19 protein-coding genes, 1 tRNA gene and 2 pseudogenes are annotated in these 20,564 nt (G+C 68.9%); 15 read left to right on the top strand and 7 right to left on the bottom strand.

Annotated features, from left to right (window positions below):
• Positions 1-60: 60 nt before the first annotated feature.
• Positions 61-414, bottom strand: coding sequence for a hypothetical protein (locus tag J3S89_RS23005; protein WP_230489159.1), 354 nt, complete (start codon positions 412-414; stop codon positions 61-63).
• On the opposite strand from J3S89_RS23005, the pseudogene J3S89_RS23590 reads away from it, so the two are divergent.
• Positions 301-1,146, top strand: a pseudogene (locus tag J3S89_RS23590) (EAL domain-containing protein); the annotation flags it as partial. The gene J3S89_RS23005 and the pseudogene J3S89_RS23590 overlap by 114 nt on opposite strands.
• A 124-nt stretch (positions 1,147-1,270) precedes the next feature.
• Positions 1,271-1,684 carry an EAL domain-containing protein gene (locus tag J3S89_RS23325; RefSeq protein WP_274383253.1) on the top strand — a complete coding sequence of 138 codons (414 nt, stop codon included), beginning with the start codon at positions 1,271-1,273 and terminating at the stop codon, positions 1,682-1,684.
• 40 nt (positions 1,685-1,724) lie between these two features.
• On the opposite strand, the gene aptA is transcribed toward J3S89_RS23325, so the two are convergent.
• A complete protein-coding gene (gene aptA, locus J3S89_RS22995) occupies positions 1,725-3,047 on the bottom strand; it encodes an omega-aminotransferase AptA (protein ID WP_230489155.1) in 1,323 nt (440 codons plus the stop codon).
• 104 nt (positions 3,048-3,151) lie between these two features.
• Here aptA and J3S89_RS02305 point away from each other — a divergent pair, with 104 nt between their 5' ends.
• Both J3S89_RS02305 and J3S89_RS02300 read left to right on the top strand, forming a co-directional pair.
• A complete protein-coding gene (locus J3S89_RS02305; protein ID WP_217925861.1) occupies positions 3,152-3,712 on the top strand; it encodes a cupin domain-containing protein in 561 nt (186 codons plus the stop codon).
• A 206-nt stretch (positions 3,713-3,918) separates the two neighbouring features.
• On the top strand, positions 3,919-5,154 hold the full coding sequence (locus J3S89_RS02300) for a GGDEF domain-containing protein (protein WP_217925860.1): 1,236 nt from the start codon (positions 3,919-3,921) through the stop codon (positions 5,152-5,154).
• Here J3S89_RS02300 and J3S89_RS02295 read toward each other — a convergent pair.
• The gene (locus tag J3S89_RS02295) at positions 5,133-6,146 is read right to left on the bottom strand and encodes an adenosine kinase (RefSeq protein ID WP_217925859.1); all 1,014 of its coding nucleotides are present in this window, start codon (positions 6,144-6,146) and stop codon (positions 5,133-5,135) included. The genes J3S89_RS02300 and J3S89_RS02295 overlap by 22 nt on opposite strands.
• 218 nt (positions 6,147-6,364) lie before the next feature.
• Between J3S89_RS02295 and J3S89_RS02290 the strand changes: the two genes are divergently transcribed.
• Entirely contained in the window at positions 6,365-7,756 is a 1,392-nt protein-coding gene (locus J3S89_RS02290; protein WP_217925858.1) for an NAD(P)H-dependent oxidoreductase, read from the top strand.
• A gap of 2 nt (positions 7,757-7,758) precedes the next feature.
• Positions 7,759-8,481 carry a sulfate transporter family protein gene (locus J3S89_RS02285; RefSeq protein ID WP_217925857.1) on the top strand — a complete coding sequence of 241 codons (723 nt, stop codon included), beginning with the start codon at positions 7,759-7,761 and terminating at the stop codon, positions 8,479-8,481.
• A 232-nt stretch (positions 8,482-8,713) separates the two neighbouring features.
• Here J3S89_RS02285 and pcaF read toward each other — a convergent pair whose 3' ends face one another.
• From pcaF to J3S89_RS02270, 3 genes are read right to left on the bottom strand one after another with little or no spacing between them, the layout of a single operon-like run.
• Positions 8,714-9,916 carry a 3-oxoadipyl-CoA thiolase gene (gene pcaF / locus J3S89_RS02280; RefSeq protein ID WP_217925856.1) on the bottom strand — a complete coding sequence of 401 codons (1,203 nt, stop codon included), beginning with the start codon at positions 9,914-9,916 and terminating at the stop codon, positions 8,714-8,716.
• Positions 9,917-9,918: 2 nt separating this feature from the next.
• Entirely contained in the window at positions 9,919-10,707 is a 789-nt protein-coding gene (locus J3S89_RS02275) for a CoA-transferase subunit beta (RefSeq protein WP_217925855.1), read from the bottom strand.
• Positions 10,704-11,555, bottom strand: coding sequence for a CoA transferase subunit A (locus J3S89_RS02270; protein WP_217925854.1), 852 nt, complete (start codon positions 11,553-11,555; stop codon positions 10,704-10,706). The genes J3S89_RS02275 and J3S89_RS02270 overlap by 4 nt, the downstream gene beginning before the upstream one ends.
• A gap of 572 nt (positions 11,556-12,127) precedes the next feature.
• Here J3S89_RS02270 and J3S89_RS02265 point away from each other — a divergent pair.
• From J3S89_RS02265 to J3S89_RS23465, 6 genes and pseudogenes are all read left to right on the top strand, one after another.
• Positions 12,128-13,078: an AEC family transporter gene (locus tag J3S89_RS02265; protein ID WP_217925853.1), complete on the top strand. Its 951-nt coding sequence runs from the start codon at positions 12,128-12,130 to the stop codon at positions 13,076-13,078.
• A gap of 423 nt (positions 13,079-13,501) precedes the next feature.
• On the top strand, positions 13,502-14,593 hold the full coding sequence (locus J3S89_RS02260) for a phage major capsid protein (RefSeq protein WP_217925852.1): 1,092 nt from the start codon (positions 13,502-13,504) through the stop codon (positions 14,591-14,593).
• Positions 14,590-15,138, top strand: coding sequence for an HK97 family phage prohead protease (locus J3S89_RS02255; protein ID WP_217925851.1), 549 nt, complete (start codon positions 14,590-14,592; stop codon positions 15,136-15,138). The genes J3S89_RS02260 and J3S89_RS02255 overlap by 4 nt, the downstream gene beginning before the upstream one ends.
• Positions 15,138-16,349, top strand: coding sequence for a phage portal protein (locus J3S89_RS02250; RefSeq protein ID WP_217925850.1), 1,212 nt, complete (start codon positions 15,138-15,140; stop codon positions 16,347-16,349). The genes J3S89_RS02255 and J3S89_RS02250 overlap by 1 nt, the downstream gene beginning before the upstream one ends.
• Positions 16,350-16,351: 2 nt before the next feature.
• The gene (locus J3S89_RS02245) at positions 16,352-16,543 is read left to right on the top strand and encodes a hypothetical protein (protein ID WP_217925849.1); all 192 of its coding nucleotides are present in this window, start codon (positions 16,352-16,354) and stop codon (positions 16,541-16,543) included.
• A gap of 3 nt (positions 16,544-16,546) precedes the next feature.
• Positions 16,547-17,515 (top strand): annotated as a pseudogene (locus J3S89_RS23465) (tyrosine-type recombinase/integrase); the annotation flags it as partial.
• A gap of 190 nt (positions 17,516-17,705) precedes the next feature.
• Here the strand turns inward: J3S89_RS23465 and J3S89_RS02235 are convergent.
• A tRNA-Leu gene (locus tag J3S89_RS02235) sits at positions 17,706-17,790 on the bottom strand.
• Positions 17,791-17,956: 166 nt separating this feature from the next.
• Here J3S89_RS02235 and J3S89_RS02230 point away from each other — a divergent pair.
• From J3S89_RS02230 to cmk, 3 genes are all read left to right on the top strand, one after another.
• Complete coding sequence (locus J3S89_RS02230) at positions 17,957-18,946, top strand: complex I NDUFA9 subunit family protein (protein WP_217925848.1); 990 nt, start codon at positions 17,957-17,959, stop codon at positions 18,944-18,946.
• Between the two features lie 132 nt (positions 18,947-19,078).
• Positions 19,079-19,771 (top strand): glutathione S-transferase family protein, encoded by a 693-nt coding sequence (locus J3S89_RS02225; protein WP_217925847.1) that lies wholly within the window; start codon positions 19,079-19,081, stop codon positions 19,769-19,771.
• Between the two features lie 18 nt (positions 19,772-19,789).
• Positions 19,790-20,443 carry a (d)CMP kinase gene (gene cmk, locus J3S89_RS02220; protein ID WP_217925846.1) on the top strand — a complete coding sequence of 218 codons (654 nt, stop codon included), beginning with the start codon at positions 19,790-19,792 and terminating at the stop codon, positions 20,441-20,443.
• Positions 20,444-20,564 lie beyond the last annotated feature (121 nt).

The raw sequence follows: 20,564 nt of genomic DNA, 5'->3' as shown, positions 1-20,564 counted from the left end.
CGATCGCTCTCGGCGACCGGCGAACGGATCGTCCTGCTCGGCATCATCGCGCTGCTCTTCTTACTCGACTACCGCTTCGGAGTTCTTCACCGAACCGTCGCCATGCTCGAATCCGCCGACACGACGCTGGGTTCGGCGTTGATGGCGCTGTTCGTCGCCTCCTGGGCCGGTGTCTTCTCCTATGCCTTCCGCCGCCGCCACGAGCTGAACCAGGCGATGGTGGCGAAGGCCGAGGCCGAGCAGAACGCCGAGACCGCCGAGATCTGCGATCGCCTGACCGGGCTGCCCAATCGCGTCGGCCTGAAGGCGGCGCTGCGCGCCCGCCTCGCCGCCCCCGTCGCGTCCGGCGACCTCGGCTGCGTCGTCGCCATCGACATCGTCCGCTTCAAGTCCCTGAACGAGGTGAGCGGCCACCTCGTCGCCGATCGCGTCCTGATCGAATTCTCAGATCGCCTCGCCATGGCGGTCGGCCCCGAGGATTTCGTCGCGCGGGTCGGCCCCGACGAGTTCCACATCCTGACCACCGTGCCGGACGTCGAGACCGCCGAGGCCCGCGCCGCCCGTCTGGTGGCCGCGGTCGCCATGCGGCTCGAGGATTTCGACCCGCCGCTGCCGATCACCGCCGACGCCGGCGTCACCCTCTGGGGCGGCGCCTACGGCACCGCCGAGGTCGACGTGATCATGCGCCGCGCCGACATCGCCCTGCAGAACGCCAAGAAGCGCGAGAATTCGATCGCCGTCTTCGAGCCGGAGATGGAAGAGGCGATCCGCGAGCGCGCCGAGCTCGAGACCGCGCTCGAATCGGCCATCGATTCCGGGCAGATCACCCCGCATTTCCAGCCCGTCATCGATCTCTCGTCGAGCCGCCTGACCGGCTTCGAGGTGCTGGCGCGCTGGGCCCATCCGACGCGCGGCCAGATCCCGCCCGGCGTCTTCATTCCGATCGCCGAGGAGACCGGGCTGCTCTCGCGCCTGACCACCTCGCTCCTGCGTCAGGCCTGCACCAGCGCCCGCGACTGGCCGGACCACATCAAGATCGCCGTCAACATCTCCCCGGTGGACTTCAAGAACCCCTGGCTCGCCCAGGAGATCCTGGCGATCCTGGTCGAGGTCGGCTTCCCCCCGCGCCGTCTCGAGATCGAGATCACCGAGAGCGCCCTCGTCGTCGACCACGATCAGGCCACCCAGACCCTGCTGTCCCTGAAGAACCAGGATCTCGATCGCCCTCGACGACTTCGGCACCGGCTATGCCAGCCTCCATCAGCTGCGCATGCTGCCGTTCGACAAGATCAAGATCGACCAGTCCTTCGTGAAGACCATGCGCGAGAATTCCGACAGCCGCATGATCGTCAAGGCGATCATCGGCCTGTCCGGCAGTCTCGGTCTGCCGACCACCGCCGAGGGCATCGAATCCTCCGGCAACGCCGACATCCTCCGGGATTTCGGCTGCACCCTCGGCCAGGGCTTCCTCTATTCCGAGGCGGTGCCCGCCCAGGCCGTCCCCGGTCTGATGGCCGAGATCGAAGGTCAGGTCGAGCACATCGCCGACGCCGAGGGACTGGGCGAACACGCCATCGTCCTGACCCGCGCCCAGCCGGCCGAAACGCCGAAGGCCGCGGCCGAGACTCCGGCGGTGGACGCCACCGCCGAAGGCGAGACCGAGGCGCTCGAGATGAGCGCCTGAGGCCGCCCCCCGTCGTCCGGGGGCGGCCCTGGGCGAGCGATCAGGCCGCCCGCTTCAGCACTTCGGTGAGCTTGCCGAACAGTTCGTCGATCTCCGCCTTCTCGATGATCAGCGGCGGCGACAGCGCGATGATGTCGCCGGTGGTGCGGATCAGCAGGCCGCTCTCGAACGCGTCGAGGAAGCAGGAGAAGGCCCGCTTGGTCGGCTCGCCGGCGATCGGCTCCAGCTCGATCGCGCCGATCAGGCCCGTGTTGCGCAGATCGATCACGTGCGGCAGGCCCTTCAGCGAGAACAGCGCGTCCTCCCAATAGCCGGCGAGCTCGGAGGCGCGCGTCAGAAGCCCCTCCTCGGCATAGGTGTCGAGTGTGGCGATGCCGGCGGCGCAGGCGATCGGGTTGCCCGAATAGGTGTAACCGTGGGCGAACTCGATCATGTGCTCGGGGCCGGACATGAAGGCGTCGTGGATCTTCGACGACACGAATACGCCGCCCATCGGGATGACGCCGTTGGTCATGCCCTTGGCGACGGTGAAGAGATCCGGCTTCACGCCGTAGTGGTCGACCGCGAAGGGGCTGCCGAGACGGCCGAAGCCGGTGATGACCTCGTCGAAGATCAACAGGAAGCCGTACTTGTCGCAGATCGCCCGGAGCCGCTCGAGATAGCCCTTCGGCGGCATCAGCACGCCGGTCGAGCCGGCCATCGGTTCCACCATCACGGCGGCGATGGTGGAGGGGTCGTGCAGCGCGCAGATCCGCTCGAGCTCGTCGGCGAATTCCGCGCCGTACTCGGGCTGGCCGCGCGTGAAGGCGTTGCGGGCGGGATCGTGGGTGTGGCGGATATGGTCGACGCCCGGCAGCAGCTGTCCGAACATCTTGCGATTGCCGCCGATGCCGCCGACCGACATGCCGCCGAAGTTGACGCCGTGATAGCCGCGCTCGCGGCCGATCAGGCGGGTGCGCTGCGCCTCGCCGCGCATGCGGTGATAGGCGAGCGCCATCTTCAGCGCGGTGTCGGCCGATTCCGAACCCGAATTGGTGAAGAAGACGTGATCGAACCCGTCCGGCGCGATCGAGGTCAGCCGGTTGGCGAATTCGAACGCCTTCGGATGACCCATCTGGAAGGCCGGGGCATAGTCGAGCTCACCCGCCTGGGCGCGGATCGCCTCGACGATCTTCGGCCGGTTGTGGCCGGCGTTGCAGCACCACAGACCCGCGGTGCCGTCGAGGACCTCGCGTCCGTCGTCGGTGCGATAGCGCATCCGGTCGGCGCTCACGAACATGCGCGGCGCCTTCTTGAACTGCCGGTTGGCGGTGTAGGGCATCCAGAAGGAGGCGAGATCGTTGGGGCGCGGCATGTCGGTCATGAAGAACCTCGGGGTCGAAACAGTTCGCTAAATCGAACGTTAGAAGCCTCTCGGCCCCCCGACAATCCCTGGACGCTGTTCGATCCGTTCCGTATTCTGAACATATGAACACACCCTCGGACATCGACGTCGGCCTCCGCCTGAAGGAGCTGCGCCTCGCGCGCGGCCTGTCGCAACGCGCGCTCGCCAAGCGGGCCGGCGTCTCCAACGCCACCGTCTCGATGATCGAGGCGAACCGCGTCAGCCCCTCGGTGGCCGCGCTGAAACAGATCCTCGCCGGTTTCCCGATCGGCCTCTCCGCGTTCTTCTCGACCGAGGAGGCCGAGCACGAGAAGGTGGTGTGGCGCGCCGACGAACTGACCGAGATCGCCGGCGGCCCGATCTCCTACCGCCAGGTCGGCGGCGACCTCAGCGGACGCTCGCTGCAGATGCTGCACGAACGCTACAAACCCGGCGCCGTCTCCGGCCGGGCCCTCCTCTCCCACCAGGGCGAGGAGGCCGGACTGGTGGTGCGCGGTCTGCTCGAGCTCGAAGTCGACGGGGTCCGCCACACGTTGCGCACCGGCGACGCCTATTTCTTCGACAGCCGCCGCCCCCATGCCTTCCGCAATCTCGGCGACGACGATCTGGTGGTGGTCTCCGCCTGCACACCGCCGAGCTTCTGAGCGCGACGAAACGTCCCGAGAGCGCGTTGGCGCGACGAGACGCTCGACGAGAGCGCGTCGGCGCGACGAAACGTCCGAGAAGAGCGCTTTTTCGTCCGGTCACGCGCTCGTGACGTGGACAGGGGCTCGAACCCGGCCTAAGGACGCCGATTGCGGGCCGAGCGCCGTCCCGCCCGTGCCTCCCCCCCGACCTGCGGACGACGACGATGAGACGCGAGCAGCTGATCGCGGAGGTGATCCGCAATCTCGAGACCCCGCCGGGGGTCCTCGCCTTTTCGCCGACGCTCGAGGAACACTACCGCACCGCCATTTCCGACCGCCGCCGCCGCTCGATGATCATCGCCTCGAGCATCGGTCTCTCGGTCCTCGCCGCCTTCGTCGTTCAGCGCGCCTTCTTCACCGACACCTCCGCCGATCCCGAGACCTTCCGGCGCTGGCTGGCGACGATGGCGGCGATCGGCGCCGTGAGTTTCCTCACCCTCGTCGTCACGGCGCTGTCGCGCACCCATCGCGCCATCGATCGGGCCACGATCTCCGGCGTCGTCGCGGTCGGCGCCCTGGTCTGCGTCGGTTTCCGGGTCGAGAGCGGCGCCGCCGCGACCGTCGGCATCTATTGTTTCATGATGGTGCCGCTCGCCGCCGCCGACCTCGCCTCGCTGCATTTCCGGCAGGCGCTGACGGCCATCGTCGTCGTCGACGTGATCTACGCGGTCGCGCTCGTCGGCGATCCCGAATTCGACATGACGCTGCACGTGCCGGCGTTGCTCCTGGTGATCTCGGTCAGCGCCATGACGCTCTGGGGCAACTGGCGCGACGATCGCGACCACCGCGCCCTCTTCCTGTTCCTCACGCGCGAGCGCCTGCTCTCGGAGGACACGGCCGAACGGAACGCCGAGCTGCGCGAGATGACGACGCTCGACCCCCTGACCGGCATTCCCAACCGCCGCGCCTTCGAGGAGCGCTTCGCCGAGACGATGGCCGCCCCGCACGACGCCACCCTCGCCGTGGTGATGATCGACATCGATCACTTCAAGGCGTTCAACGACCATTACGGCCATGTCGAGGGGGATCGCTGCCTGATCGCCGTGGCGCGCGCGCTCGCCGCCGAGATGCGCGGCAACGCCGACTTCATCGCCCGCCTCGGCGGCGAGGAGTTCGTGGCGCTCGCCCCCGGCCTCGGCCGCGACGACGTCGTGACCGTGCTGGAGCGTCTGCGCCGCGCCGTGGAGAAACTGTCGATCCCCCACGCCGGCATCGACGGCGCGGACGGCCTCGTCACCGTCTCGCTCGGCTGCGCCCTCGTCGAGAACGGCGACCCGCGCGCGCGACGCCGGGTGCTGGAGCGCGCCGATGCCGCGCTCTACGCCGCCAAACACGCCGGGCGCAATCGTTGGACGATCGCTCCCGACGCCGCCGCCGATCAGACCGGAAAGCCGGCCTGACGCACGAGATCGGCGAGATCGGACTGCGAGCGCGCGCCGATGTGGCCGATGATCTCCGCCGCCAGCAGGCCGCCGAGCTCGGCGCAGGTGGCGTGATCGAAACCGTGGGTGAGACCGTAGAGGAAGCCGGCCGCGTAGAGATCGCCCGCGCCGGTGGTGTCGACCACCGCCGCGGCCGGCGCGGCGGCGACCCGCACCACCCCGTCGCGGCTCGCCACCAGCGACCCTTCTTCCGACAGCGTCACCGCCGCCAGACCGACGTCGGCCCGAAGCGCCGCCACGCCCGCGTCGATGTCGGCGGTCTCGTAGAGCGCCTTCACCTCCGCCTGATTGGCGAAGACCACGTCGACGAAACCGCCGCGCATCAGTTCCAGGAACTCGGGGCGCCAGCGCTCGACGCAGAAACTGTCGGAGAGCGTCAGCGCCACCCGCCGGTCATGGGCATGGGCGATGCGCGAGGCCTCGCGGAACGCCTCCTTGGCCGCCGGCGGATCCCACAGATAGCCCTCGAGATAGACGATCTTCGAGGCGGCGACCGTCTCCACGTCGATGTCGGCCGGCGTCAGATGGGTGCAGGCGCCGAGGAACGTGTTCATGGTGCGCTCGCCGTCGGGCGTCACCAGGATCATCGACCGTGCGGTCGGCGCGTGATCGGGGGCGATCCGCATCAGCGGCGCGGTCTCGAAATGGACGCCGACGGCGCGAATGTCGTGGGCGAAGGCCTTGCCGAGATGATCGTCCGAGACCTTGCCGAAATAGGCCGCCTTCCCGCCGAGCCCCGCCAGCGCGGCGATGGTGTTGCCGGCCGATCCGCCCGAGACCTCCTTGGTCGGCCCCATGTGCTCGTAGAGGCGTTCGGCCTCCTCCGCGTCGATCAGGCGCATCGACCCTTTGACCAACCCCTCGCGCACCAGGAAGTCGTCCGTCGTGCGGGAGATGACGTCGACGATGGCATTGCCGATGCCGAGAACGTCGAAACGGGTGTCGGTCATGAGGGGAACCTACCGGCGCAAGGGACTGGGAACGGGACCGTCCGAGCCGGAGCGACGACCGTCGACCGCCGTGGTACAAGGAAAAGCGATCCCCATGCAACCACGCCTCACCCGACGGGAGGAACGCGGATTGCGGACCGGATGACCTTGAGTTCGCGCCGCCCCTGCCCTATTTCGCGAGGGTGGCCGTAGAGACGAGCGCCGAAGAGGAAGCGATCATGGGCAGAGAAGGGTCGTTCCCGTCGGCCGACACCACGCAGCGCTTCGTCGCCCGGACCGGGCTCGCCGCCGAATTGGCCGCCCTCGAGGAGGCCGGCGGCGCGATCCGCATCGGCCTCGTCGGCGTCGGCGAGATGGGGACCGACATCGTCACCCAGGTCGCGCTGATGAAGGGTCTCCGGATCACCGTCATCGCCGTGCGCGACCCCGCCAAGCGTCACGCCGAACACGCCCATGTGATCGCCGGGCTCGACCCGGAGCGTGTCCGCGTCGTCGAGAGCCGCCCGGCGATCGCCCGCGCCGTCGAGGCCGGTTACACCGCCGTCACCACCGACGTCGAGGCGCTCTACACGTCCGATCACGTCGACGTCGTCATCGACGCCACCGGCAAGCCGGAGATGGGCGCGATCATCGCGCTGGGCGCCATCGAGGCCGGCAAGCACGTCGTGATGATGAACGTCGAGGCCGACGTGACCGTCGGCGCCTGGTTGCAGAACCGCGCCCGCGAGGCCGGGGTGGTCTACACGGTCGGCGCCGGCGACGAGCCCTCCTCGACCATGGAACTGATCGAATTCGTCACCGCGCTCGGCTATCCCGTGATCGCCGCCGGCAAGGGCAAGAACAACCCGCTCGACATCACCGCCACCCCCGACCAGTACGTCGAGGAGGCGACCCGCCGCAACATGAACCCGCGCATGCTCGTGGAGTTCATCGACGGGTCGAAGACCATGGTGGAGATGGCCAACATCGCCAACGCCACCGGCCTCGTCCCCGACGTCGCCGGCATGCACGGCCCCGAGGCGACGCTCGAGAACCTCCACACCATCCTCTGCCCGAGGCAAGACGGCGGCATTCTCTCGCGCAAGGGCGTGGTCGACTACACCATCGGCAAGGGCGTCGCGCCGGGCGTCTTCGTCGTCGCCGAGATGAGCCACCCGCGCCTGCGCGAGCGCATGAACGACCTGAAGCTCGGCCCCGGCCCCTATTACACCTTCTACCGGCCCTATCACCTGACCAGCCTCGAGGTGCCGCTGTCGGCCGCCCGCGCGGTGCTCCACGGCCGCGTCGACATGCGCGCGCTCGCCAAGCCCTCGGCCGAGGTCTCCGCCCTCGCCAAGCGCGACCTCGCCCCCGGTGAGAAGCTCGATGCGATCGGCGAATGGTGCTACCGCGCCTTCACCCTCGAATACGAGGCGGCCCGCGCGGCCGGCGCCATGCCGATCGGCCTGATCGAGGGCGGCACGGTGGTGAAACCGATCAAGCGCGGCGAATTGCTGACCCGCGCCAACGTCGCCCCGCCGGTCGGCTCCAAGATCGTCGAGCTGCGCCGGTTGCAGGACGAGATGGTCCACGGCCCCGCCGGGGTCGCCCCCGGTGAGGCGGCGGCCTGACCATGGCGTCCTCGCTCGACCATGTCGGCGCCGCGATCCGCGACGGTGTCGCCGATCTCGCCTCGCCGCCCTTTCGCGGCGTGGCGATCCGCTCGCTCGGCGTGACCCTGCTGATCGTCGTGGTGCTCTGGGCGCTCGGCACGCGGCTCTTCACCGGCTATGCCGGCGACATGGCCGGGGCCCATCCGTTGAACGTGCCGTTCTTCCTCGACGGGGTGTTCTGGATCGCCGGGATCTTCTCCGGCCTCGCCCTGATGATCGGCTTCTCGTTCCTGATCGCGCCGATCACCGCCGCCGTCGCCGGCCTCTTCCTCGACGAGGTCGCCGAGGTGGTGGAGAAGACCCATTACCCGAGCGCGCCGCCCGGCCGCGCCATGCCGCTCGGCGAAAGCCTGATTCAAGCCGCGCGCTTCACCGCGCTGTCGCTCGTCGTCAACCTCGTCTGTCTGGTTCTTCTGCTGATCCCCGGCGTCAATCTCGTCGCCTTCTTCATCGGCAACGGCTGGCTGATCGCCCGGGAATATTTCGCCTTCGCGGCGCGTCGGACGATGGGGAAAGAAGAGGCGAAGCGGCTGGCGCACGCCCATTCGGGAGCCGCGATGCTGGCCGGCCTCGCCTCGGCGCTCGTGCTCTCGATCCCCTTCGTGAACTTCCTCACGCCCCTCTTCGCCACCGCCGTGATGGTGCACTTGGTGAAGCGGGTGAGCGGCGCCCGGATGGGGTGAGATCCGACGTCGGAAGCTCACCCCTCTTCGGCCGGTTCGGATTCACCCTGAGGCGCACGGTCGAAGACCGTGCCTCGAACCGTGCCGCTCGGCCCTTCGCCCTTCGAGGCGAAGCTTGCGCTCGCACCTCAGGGTGAAGGACCTCCGATCGACACCCGAGTCGTCGGAACGTCGCGCCGTCGGATTTCTTCTCCCACGAGGGGAGAAGGACGCGCCGAGCCCCTCGCTCACCTCACACCCGCTCCAGCACCACCGCGATGCCCTGGCCGACGCCGATGCACATGGTGGAGAGCGAATACCGCCCGCCGGTCAGCGCCAGTTCGAGCGCCGCCGTGCCGGTGATGCGCGCGCCCGACATGCCGAGCGGATGGCCGAGCGCGATGGCCCCGCCGTTGGGGTTCACCCGCGCGTCGTCGTCGGCGATCCCGAGATCGCGCAGCGTCGCGAGGCCCTGGCTCGCGAAGGCCTCGTTGAGTTCGATCACCGAGAGATCGTCGACCGTGAGCCCGAGCCGGGCGAGCAGCTTCTTCGAGGCCGGCGCCGGGCCGATGCCCATGATGCGCGGCGGCACGCCCGCCGCCGCCCCGCCGACGATGCGGGCGATCGGCGTCAGCCCGTGCGCCTTCGCCGCCGCCTCCGAGGCGACGATCAGCGCCGCCGCGCCGTCGTTGACGCCGGACGCGTTGCCCGCCGTCACCGACCCGCCCTTGCGGAACGGGGTCGAGAGCCCGGCGAGCACCTCCATCGTGGTGGCGCGCGGATGTTCGTCGCGATCGACCACGACCGGATCGCCCTTGCGCTTGGGGATCGTCACCGGGACGATCTCGCGCGCCAGACGGCCGTTGGCCTGCGCGGCGGAAGCCTTGGCCTGCGAGCGCAGAGCGAAGGCGTCCTGATCGACCCGCGAGATCGAAAAGTCCTCGGCGACGTTCTCGCCCGTCTCAGGCATCGAATCGACGCCATACTGCGCCTTCATCAGCGGGTTGACGAAGCGCCAGCCGATGGTGGTGTCGTGGACCTCGGCAGCGCGCGAGAAGGCCGTCTCCGCCTTGGGCATCACGAAGGGCGCCCGCGACATGCTCTCGACGCCGCCGGCGATCATCAGCTCGGCCTCGCCCGCCTTGATCGCCCGCGCCGCCTGGATCACCGCGTCCATGCCCGAACCGCACAAGCGGTTGATGGTGGTGCCGGAGACCGAGACGGGGAAGCCGGCGAGCAGCAGGCTCATCCGCGCCACGTTGCGATTGTCCTCGCCGGCCTGATTGGCGCAGCCGAAGATCACGTCGTCGACGCGCTCGAGATCGAGCCCGGCGTGCCGCCCCATCAAGGCCTTCAGCGGCACCGCGCCGAGATCGTCGGCTCGGACCGAGGAGAGCGAACCGCCGAAACGGCCGATCGGCGTGCGGACGTAGTCACAGATATAGGCCTCGGCCATGGTCACTTGCCCCCCTGATGGGCGATGCGGGTGCGCTCCTTGAGATCCCGGAGCGTCGTCAATTCGAGCGCGGAAGGCCGCGGCGTCTCCTCCACCGTGTCGGCGAAGCGCACGGTCCAGCCGCAGGTCTCCTGGACCTCTTCGCGGGTCGCACCCGGATGGATCGAGACCACGGTGAATTCCTTGGTGACCGGATCGGGCTTCCACACCGCCAGATCCGTCACCAGGAGCGCCGGTCCGGCGGTGGTGATGCCGAGCCGCTGGCGGTGATCGCCGCCCTCGCCGTGGCCGAAGGAGGTGTAGAAGTCGATGGTCTCGACCATGCCCCGTTTCGACTGCTTCATGGTGATGAAGATCCGCCCGCACGAGGTGGCGATCTCCGGCGCCCCGCCACCGCCGGGCAGCCGCACCTTGGGATGGGCATAGTCGCCGATCACCGTGGTGTTGATGTTGCCGAAGCGATCGAGCTGGGCGGCGCCGAGGAAGCCGGTCTTGATCCGCCCGCCCTGGAGCCAATAGCGGAACATCTCCGGGACCGAGACCGTGGTCAGCGCGGTGTCGCAGAGTTCACCGTCGCCGATCGAGAGCGGCAACACCTCCGGCGCGGTGCCGATGGTGCCGCTCTCGTAGATCAGCGTGATGTCCGGCGCGTGCGTCAGCCGCGCCACGTTGCAGGCGGCCGACGGCGCGCCGATGCCGACGAAGCAGACGTCGTCGTTCGACAACGCCCGCGCCGCGGCGATGGTCATCATCTCGTCGGGCGTGAAGCCGAGGTCCGAGGTCGCGGTCATTTGCGCAGGCCCTCCACACGGGCGGCGAACACGTCGGGGCCGACGTCGAGGACATTGGCCTTCATCCAGGCGAGGAACGTGTCGCGATCGCCCGAGATCTCGTTCCAGGCGAGATAGGCGGCGTTGTCGCGGGCGTAATAGCCGTGGGTATAGGAGGGATGGGCCCCGCCCGGCACCACGACCACCGCCGTCACCGTCCAATGCGGCAGGATGCAGAGATTGGGGTGAGCGTCGTCGAAATGGTCGACCACCTCCTCGACCGTGACGATCGAGCGTTTCGCCGCGAGCACCGCCTCCTTCTGGACGCCGATGATGCCCTCGATCAGCACGTCGCCCTTCCGGTTCGCCTTCTGGGCATGGATGATCGTGACGTCCGGCCGGTTCGCCGGGATCGCCGCGAGCTCCTCGCCGGTGAAGGGGCAGACGACCGAACGGATGTTCGGGTTGACCGCCTTCAGCCCGGCGCCGCGATAGCCGCGGAAGATCGCGCAAGGCAACCCCGCCGCGCCTGCCTCGTAGGCGTTGGCCATGCCGGCGTGGGAATGTTCCTCGGTCTCGATCGAGCGCGGCCAACCGTTCTCGAGCGCGTCGCGCATCCGCTTCAGAAGCCCCACGCCCGGATTGCCGGCGTAGGAGAAGACCGCCTTCTTCGCCAGCCCCATGCCGATCATCTGATCGTAGATCACGTCGGGCGTCATGCGGATCAGCGTCAGATCCTTCTTGCCCTGCCGGATCACCTCGTGGGCGGCGGCATGCGGAATGAGATGCGTGAATCCCTCGAAGGCGACCGTGTCGCCGTCGTGCACGAGATCCCGCACGGCGCTCGCGAGCGTCGTGATCTGGGCCATCGAACCTGCCTCGATCGATCGAGACGGGTCTCGATCCTTCGCGTTTTCCTCGCGCCGGCCCCGATCTCGCGGGATCGCGCCGACACCCGCTCCACTGGCCGACGGCCGGGGAACGCCGGCAAATCGTTCCACGCACGCGTCCGACCCGCAATCGCGATGTTCGGATCTCGCATGATAGTTCGACATACGAACATGAAACACGTCGTCTCTCCACGAGGGGAGAGGGAGACGCGGGAGGGGATGGGTCCTGGCGGGAGGGGGCCCTGGTCGGAGGAGGAGGGCGACCGCCGGAGCGGAGGGGGACGAGCGCCGGCTCGGAGACGACCGGCGCGGAGGGAGGCCGCGAGCCGAGGGACGGCGCGAGGAGGCGACGAAGAGCGCGGAAAGAGCGACCGAGGGTCGAAGAGCCGAGACCCGGACGAACGCCGACCGACCACGCGCCGGTGCCCTCCCGCGCGTCCCTCGCCACCGAAGCCACGCCTCGGGCCGGCGCCGCGATGTCACACCCGCCCGCGCTTGCCCGCCGGAGGTGGGATGCGAAAATGCCGCCGCCCTCGAATCGCGGTTTCCCCATGTCCATGCTCCTCCTGCGCATCCTGCCGATCTTCCTGCTGCTCGGGCTCGGCTGGGGCCTCAGGGTGTCGCGATGGGTCGACGAGGCGACCGGCAACGCACTGAAGCTGCTGGTCGTGCGGGTGGTGTTGCCGTCGGTCCTGTTCCTCTCCTTCGTCGACCTCGACCTGCGCCCGGACTACGGGGCGCTGATCGCGCTGGTCTTCGCCGTCTGCCTGATCGGCCTCGTCGTCGGGCCGCGCCTCTTGCGCGCCGCCGGCATCGACCGGCCCTGGGCGAAGTTCCTGATGACCGGCTACGAATACGGCATGCTCGGCATCGGCCTCTTCGCCGGCGCCTATGGCCTCGGCGCGGTTCCGACCATCGCCGTCGTCGCGCTCGGCCACGAGATCTTCATCTGGTTCGTCTTCTTCGCGCTGTTGATCGCCGCCCGCGACGGCCGCCCGAGCTTCGCCGCGCTGCTGAAGCGCTTCCTGACCAATCCGGTGATCGTGGCGATCGTCGCCGGCCTCGTCCTCGACGCCTTCGGCATCCATGCCGCCGATCTCGAGCGTCTGCCCGTGATCGACGCGCTGATGGCGACGCTGCGCCTGCTCGCGCCGATGACCGTGCCGCTGATCCTGATCGTCGTCGGCCACGGCTTCCATTTCGAGGGCGGCGCCTTCGGCGAAGTGGCGAAGATCGTCGCCCTCCGGCTGGCGCTCCAGATCCCGCTGGCGATCGCCGCCGCCTGGGGGATCGTCCATCTCGCCCTCGGCTTCGAGCCGCGCTACGCCGTCGCCCTCTTCACGCTGATGATCCTGCCGCCGCCCTTCATCGTGCCGCTGTTCATGCCCGAGGGGCGCGAGAGCGACGAGGAACGCCGGCTCGTCCACCGCGTCCTGACCGTCCACACCCTGGTCTCGCTGGCGATCTTCTCCGGCCTGCTGGCCGTCGCGCCCACGCTCTGACGCCCCCCCCCTCGAGCCGATTCGCGCGGCCCGCGCACGCCGATCGATCCCGCCGACACGAATCGGCGAGAGCGGACGATCACGAGATTTTTCGGGGAAGAGCAGCCGGAACGAACGCGCTCTCGCGCCGCCGGACGAACACGCCGGCGCGGCGAAGAAGAAGACGCCGAAAACCCTGAAACTCGGACGCGAAACACGATCTCTCGGGAGAGATGGTGCCCAGGAGAGGCGTTGAAAAAGGCAAGCCCGCCAAAGATGTTGGCAGCGAGTGGGACGAAAAATCACGGACTGATTTCATTGGGTTTTCTGATGGCGTCGTCCCACCCGAGGAGGGCGGGAGATGACCGACTTCGTCGACCTCATCGAACCCGTCGCGCGCCAGCTTCTCGGCGAACCGAACCGCCTCCTCTCGACCGCCGTCGAGTGGCGCGCCGCGCCCGCATCTTCGAGGAGGCCGAGCGCCGTGCCGAGGCCGAGCCGGTCGCCGGTGGCCGCGACACCCTCGCCGACGTCGAGCGTCGCTTCTCGATCGGTCGGGCTCTCGCCGACTTCTCCGAGCGCGGCCGCCTCTCCGGCGCCGAGGCCGAATGGAACGCCGAGAACCGCTCGGGCCGCCCGGGCGCCATCAACGTGCCGACCTCGATCCTGCTCGAGACCCGCGCCGCCACCGTCGGCGGCACCGCCGGCAACCTCGTCGCGACCGACCTCGGGCCGACCATCGACCGCCTGCGGCCCATGCTGGCGATCCAACGTATGGGCGCGACGGTGCTCTCCGGCCTGACGTCCTTCCTCGACCTGCCGCGCATGACCGGCTCGGGCTCGGTCGGTTGGGTCGCCGAGGGTGGCGCCGCCACCCGCTCCGACGTCGCCTTCGACAAGGTCTCGCTCGCCCCGAAGACCGTCACCGGCGAGTACGAAATGTCCCGCCGCATGATGATTCAGGCGCCGCAGATCGAGGCCATCCTGCGCAAGGATCTCGGTTGGCTGATCGCCCAGGCGCTCGACTCGGCCGCGATCAAGGGCGGCGGCACCAACGAGCCCGTGGGCATCCTCGCCAACGCCTCGGTTCCGGTGGTGGAGATGGGGACCGACGGCGCCGCCCTCGACCTCGACGTCGTGCCCAACATGATCCGCACTCTCGATCTCGCCAACTGCGACGAGACTTCGCTCGCCTTCCTCACCAACAACAAGGTGAAGTCGGCGGCGATGAAGATGAAGGACGCTCAGTCGCGGTTCTACGGGATCGGGCAGGTGTTCCAGAACGAGCCCGTCACCTTCTCCAATCAGGTGCCGTCGAACCTGACGAAGGGCACCGGCGCCGATCTCTCGGCGATGATCTACGGCGGGTGGGCCGACCTCGTCCTCGCCTACTGGTCGGGGGTCGACATCCTGCTGAACCCCTACCACTCGGACGTCGCGTCCAAGGGCGGCGCTCTGCTGCATGCCTTCCTCGACACCGACATCGCCTTCCGTCACCCGGAATGCTTCGTCGTCGCGAAGGACATCATCGCATGATCGACGCGGCCACCCTCGAAAAGCGGGCGGGAGCCCTCGAAGTCCGGTCGAAGGGCCGGACGCTCGAGGGTTACGCCGCGCTCTTCGGCGCCGAGGCGCGGATCGGTTCCTTCTCCGAGACGATCCGGGCCGGTGCCTTCACCAAGAGCCTCGAGCGGCGGGGCGACGTCCTCGCCCTCGTCGACCACGACCCGAGCCGCGTCCTCGCCCGCACCCGGTCGGGGACACTGCGCCTCGCCGAGGACACGCGTGGCCTCGCCTTCGCCCTCGACGTGCCCGACACCCAGGCGGGCCGCGACGTTCTCGCGCTCGCCGAGCGCGGCGACCTCGGCGGCATGAGCTTCGGCTTCCGGGTGCCGGCCGGCGGCGACGTCTGGTCGGGCGAGGCGCGCGAGCTCGTCGCCGTCGACCTCGTCGAAATCTCCGTCGTCCAGGCGTTCGCCGCCTATGACGGCACGATCGTCAACGCGCGGGCGCGTGGGTCTGGCGGCGTCATGCCGCTCGCCCTCGCGCGCTTCCGCCTCGCCGCCGTGGGGGTGTGCTGATGGGCTTCCTCGATCGCTTCTTCCGCCGCGAGACGCGCTCCGCATCGCCCGACGCCTTCCTCGCCGAGCATCTCGCGACGCGTGGTCTCGGCGGCGCGGCGTCTCCCGACGTCACTCTGTCGAGCCTCGCCGTCGCAGCGCGCTGCGTCGGCATCCGTTCCGAGATGCTGGCGAGCGTCGGCCTCTTCGCCTTCCGCCGCACCGCTGACGGCGGGCGCGAGCGGGCCGACGATCTTCCGCTCTATGCGGTACTGCACGACCAGATGAATCCGAACCTCGCGGCCTTCGAGGGTCGCGAATTCCTCCTCCGCGAACTCGACACCCGCGGCAACGCCTTCGCCCGGATCGAGCGCAACGCGCGTGGCCAAGTGGTCGCGCTCTGGCCTGAGCCGTGGGGCAACGTCGGCGTCGAACGCCTCGCCGGCGGGCGCCTGCGCTATCGGATCTCGTCGCCCTATGGCGGGACGGAAGTCCTGCTGCAGGACGAGGTGTTGCACGTTCGCGGACCGACCCGCGACGGCATGATGGGCCTCTCGCCGCTCCACATCGCCCGCGAGGCGATGGGCTTCGCCGTCGGGCAGGCCGAGACCGCCGAGGGCTTCATCCGAAACGCGCTACGGCCGTCGGGCGTGATCTCCTTCCCCGACAAGTTCGTGCAGAACCAGGAACAGGCCGCTCGCGTTCGTCAGACGCTGAGGGAGAAATACCAGGGCATCGGCAAGTCCGGCGAGATGATGATCCTCGACGGCGGTGCCAAGTTCGAACGGATCTCGTGGACGCCGCAGGACGCCGAATTCCTCGCGAGCCGCAAGCTCGCGAACGAGGATGTCGCCCGCGTCTTCGGTATCCCGCCGACGTGCGTCGGCATCACCGATCGCGGCACCTATTCCAATACGGAACAGGAGGCGCGCGCCCTCGTGCAAAATGCACTGGGGCCGCTCGCCGCGCGGATCGAAGCGGCCATGATGCGCTGCCTCCTCTCCGATGCCGCCCGCCGGTCGATCTACGTCGAACACGACCTGTCGGCGCTGCTGCGCGGCGACGTGCAGGCGCGGTTCGAAGCGTACCGGATCGGCCGCGAGATCGGCGCGCTCTCGCCCAACGACGTCCGCCGCCGTGAGAACGAACCGCCGATCGCGAACGGCGACGTCTACCACCAACCCGCCAATTGGGTGCCCCTCGGCACCCAGGCGACGCAGACGGGGGTGTGACCATGGCGAGACAACCCGCTCGCTTCAAGACGTCGGACATCACGCGCGCCTTCAAGGGCGCGCTCGCGGCAGGTGTCGAATGCCCGCGCGTCGAAGTCGAGCCGAACGGCCGAATCGTCGTTCTGGTCGATCGGCCCGCCCCCTCGGCTCCCCAAGAGCCGGAAGTCGTCAATCCTTGGGACGAGGCCGTCTGACCCATGGTGCGCCGAAACCCGCCCCACCTCTCGCGCGACGTCGACCGGCACGGAAAGGTGCGCTGGTACGTTCGCCCGTCGGGCAAGGCGAAAATCCGCATCCGTGAAGAGTACGACACCCCGGCATTCTGGTCGCTCTACCGCGACGCCCTCGCCGGCAAGGTGAAGCCGACACCGAAGAGGAAGGGGAAGGACTCCCCGGCTGCACCGGGATCGTTCCGTTCCTTGTGCGAACGCTACTATGCCAGCGCCGAATTCAAGGGGCTCGATGCCTCGACACGCCGCGTCCGCCGATCACTCCTCGATCGCTTCTGTCTGATGGAGGCCAAGGACGGGCGCGAGTTCGGGACTTTGCCCTATCGTGCGATGTTGCCGCGCCACGTCCGCGCGGTACGGGACCGCTTGTCGGAGACGCCGGGGGCGGCGAACGGCATGATCAAGGCGCTCCGCCAGCTCTACAAGCACGCCGTGGTCAACGATCTCGCCGACACCAACCCGGCCGCCGTCGTGCCCTATTTCCCCGCCGTTCGTGCGGGCGGCATTCCTGCATGGTCGAAGGCCGACGTCGAACGATTCGAAGCGCGTCACCCCATGGGCTCCATGGCCCGGCTGGCGCTCGTCCTCTTCACCGAATTCGGACAGCGGATCTCCGACGTTCATCGCCTCGGCCCACCCATGATCGATGACGGCACCATCACCTTCACTCAGTGGAAGAACCGCAACCGCAATCCGGTCTCGCTCACCTTGCCGCTGAGCGACGCGCTGAAGGAAGCGCTCGTCGTGACGGCGCACGGCGCCGAGACGTTTCTCGTGACCGACTACGGGCGTCCCTTCGCCTCGACGGCAGCCTTCGGCAACAAGTTCAGAGACTGGTGTCGCGAGGCGGGATTGAAGGATCGATCGGCGCACGGGCTGCGCAAATTCTTCTCGGCGACGCTCGCCGAACAGGGCGCCAGCGACCGCGAAATCATGTCGTTCACAGGTCACAAGACCTCGAAAGAGGTCGACCGCTACACCCGCTCGGCTGATCAGAAGAGGTTGGCGCGCAACGCGCGGAAGCGCCTGGACGAAGGCGACTTTGTCCCACCGAAAACGGCGCCCACGGCAAGTGGGACGGAAACGCCGTCTAACGCTTTGGTGGAACTCACCTCGTCTGAGGTGTTGGTGCCCAGGAGAGGACTCGAACCTCCACTCCTTGCGGAACACGGACCTGAACCGTGCGCGTCTACCAATTCCGCCACCTGGGCAACGGCGGCGTGATTAAGCGGTCCCCGGACGCTTGTCAATCGCCCCGATGAAACGAATTTCGCTTTCCACCAAGGACGAGTGCGCGAGGCGCTTCACAGGACGCCCGGGGAGGGCTAAGAACCGAACGGGTTTCAAGGCCGCACACGACAGTCGACGAGGTTTCGCATGACCGCTCCTCTCCTCCCCTCCTCCGAGGCCAAGCTCGTCACCGTGTTCGGCGGCTCCGGCTTCCTCGGTCGTCAGGTCGTGCGGGCGCTGGCGCGGCGCGGCTGGCGCATTCGCGTCGCCTGCCGCCGTCCCGATCTCGCCGGTCAGAATCAGCCCTCCGGCGCCGTCGGTCAGATCATGGGTGTCCAGGTCAACATCCGCCGCGACCATCGCTGGTCGATCGACCGCGCCCTCGAGGGCGCCGACGCCGCGATCAATCTGGTCGGCATTCTCGCCCCCACCGGCAAGCAGTCCTTCGCCGACGTCCAGGCCGACGGCGCCCACATGATCGCCGAGGCCGCCAAGTCCGCCGGCATCCCCTCGATGGTCCACGTCTCCGCCATCGGCGCCGACGAGGCCTCCACCTCCGAATACGCCCGCACCAAGGCGCTGGGCGAAGGCGCGGTGCTCCACGTCCTGCCCGACTCGGTGGTGCTGCGGCCGTCGGTCCTGTTCGGACCCGACGACGACTTCTTCAACAAGCTCGGCCTGATGGCCTCGCTCTCGCCGATCCTGCCGCTCATCGGCGGCGGCAAGACCCGGTTCCAGCCCGCCTATGTCCGCGACGTCGCCGAAGCCGTGGCGATCGCCGTCGAGGGCGGCGCGAAGGCCGGCACGACCTACGAACTCGGCGGCCCCGAGGTGAAGACCTTCCGCGAATGCCTCGAGCTGGTCTGCGCCACCGCCCACCGCAAGCGCCTGATGGTGCCGGTGCCCTTCGGCCTCGCCAAGCTGAAGGCCAAGGTGCTGCAGCTCCTGCCCAACCCGCTCCTCACCGAGGATCAGGTCGAGTTGCTCAAGACCGACAACGTCGTCTCCGAGGCCGCCGTCGCCGAGGGCCGCACCTTCGCCGGCCTCGGCATCGAGCCGACCGCGATCGAGGCGGTCCTCGAAGGTTATCTCTGGCGCTTCCGCCCGACCGGCCAGTTCGACCGCCGCGCGGCTTGAGGCGCGGGGATCGCGGGGCGGCGCGGCCGGGTTTCCACCGCGTCTCTCCGGCTCGGCTTGTCGGGTCTCCCGCGTGAGCCTATAGGAAGGATTCTCGTCGGAATCCGTCCCCGGCGCCTGATACGGATCGCGATGCTCACGCTCTTCCACCATCCCTTCTCCACCTCGAGCCGCTTCGTGCGCCTGGCCTGCGCCGAATACGGCATCGTGCCGGACCTCGTGGTGGAAAAGCCCTGGGAGCGGCGCCGCGACTTCCTCTTGATGAACCCGGCCGGTTCCCTGCCGGTCCTGGTCGAGAACGACGGCCCGCCGATCTGCGGCGCCTCGGTCATCATGGAATATCTCGACGAGACGCGCGGTTACGCCATGGGCGACCGCCGCCTGATGCCCCAGCACGCCGAGACCCGCGCCGAGGTGCGCCGCCTCGTCGACTGGTTCCTCGGCAAGTTCGACGGCGAGGTCGTCGGCTATCTGGTGCACGAGAAGATCTTCAAACTGGAGATCCCCCGCGCCCAGGGCGGCGGCGAGCCCGATTCGGCGGTGCTGCGCGCCGCCCGCGCCAACATCCGCCATCATCTCAAATACATCGGCTGGCTGACCATGACCCGCGACTGGCTCGCCGGCGGCCGCCTCACCTTCGCCGATCTCGCCGCCGCCGCCGCGCTCTCCTGCGTCGACTATCTCGGCGAGGTGCCCTGGGCCGAGGACGACACCACCAAGGCCTGGTACGGACTGGTCAAGTCGCGGCCCTCGTTCCGCACGCTCCTCGCCGATCGCATCCTCGCGATCCCGCCGGCCGCCACCTACGCCGACCTCGATTTCTGAACCTCGAGAGATCCGCCCGTGACGAACGACGTTCCTTCCGCCCGACCCTTCGTCGTCGCGATCGACGGCCCGGCGGCCGCCGGCAAGGGCACGCTGGCCGAACGCCTCGCCGCCGCGCTGCGCCTCCCCTATCTCGACACCGGCCTGCTCTATCGCGCCATCGGCAAGCTGATGGACGAGCGCGGGTTCGATCTCGACGATCCCGTGCTCGCCGGCCAATTCGCCGAGGCGCTCGACCCCGAGGACCTGAAGCGCGGCGATCTGCGCGGCCGCGAGGCGGGCGAATTGGCGAGCCGCGTCGCGGTCCACCCCGCCGTCCGCGCCGCCCTGGTCGACTTCCAGCGCGCCTTCGCCTCCCGCGCTCCCGGCGCCGTGCTCGACGGCCGCGACATCGGCACGGTCATCTGCCCCGACGCCGACGTGAAGATCTTCGTCACCGCCTCGCCCGAGGTGCGCGCCCGCCGCCGCACCGACGAGTTGCTCGCCAAGGGCCGCGACGTCGTCTACGAGACGATCCTCGCCGAAACCCGCGAACGCGACGAACGCGACAGCGGCCGCGCCGTCGCCCCGTTGAAGCCGGCCGCCGACGCGATCCTCCTCGACACCTCCGACCTCGACCGCGACGCCGCCTTCGCCCGCGCCCTCGCCATCGTCGAGGCGCGCCGCGGCTGACCTCCGCGAGCGGCGGCGAGGGCCCGAAATCGTCGGTTCCCCCCCGCTTTCGCTTGCCCGCGCCGGCCTCTTCGGCTATGGAACGCCGGTTCGGACGGCTGCCTCGCCTCGCGCGGGGTGT

Origin of the sequence: Pinisolibacter aquiterrae, assembly GCF_019160155.1 — a bacterium.
GTDB classification, from domain to species: Bacteria; Pseudomonadota; Alphaproteobacteria; order Rhizobiales; family Ancalomicrobiaceae; genus Pinisolibacter; species Pinisolibacter aquiterrae.
Note: the sequence above shows the minus strand (reverse complement) of the source record. Positions and strands in the feature narration are given on the sequence as shown.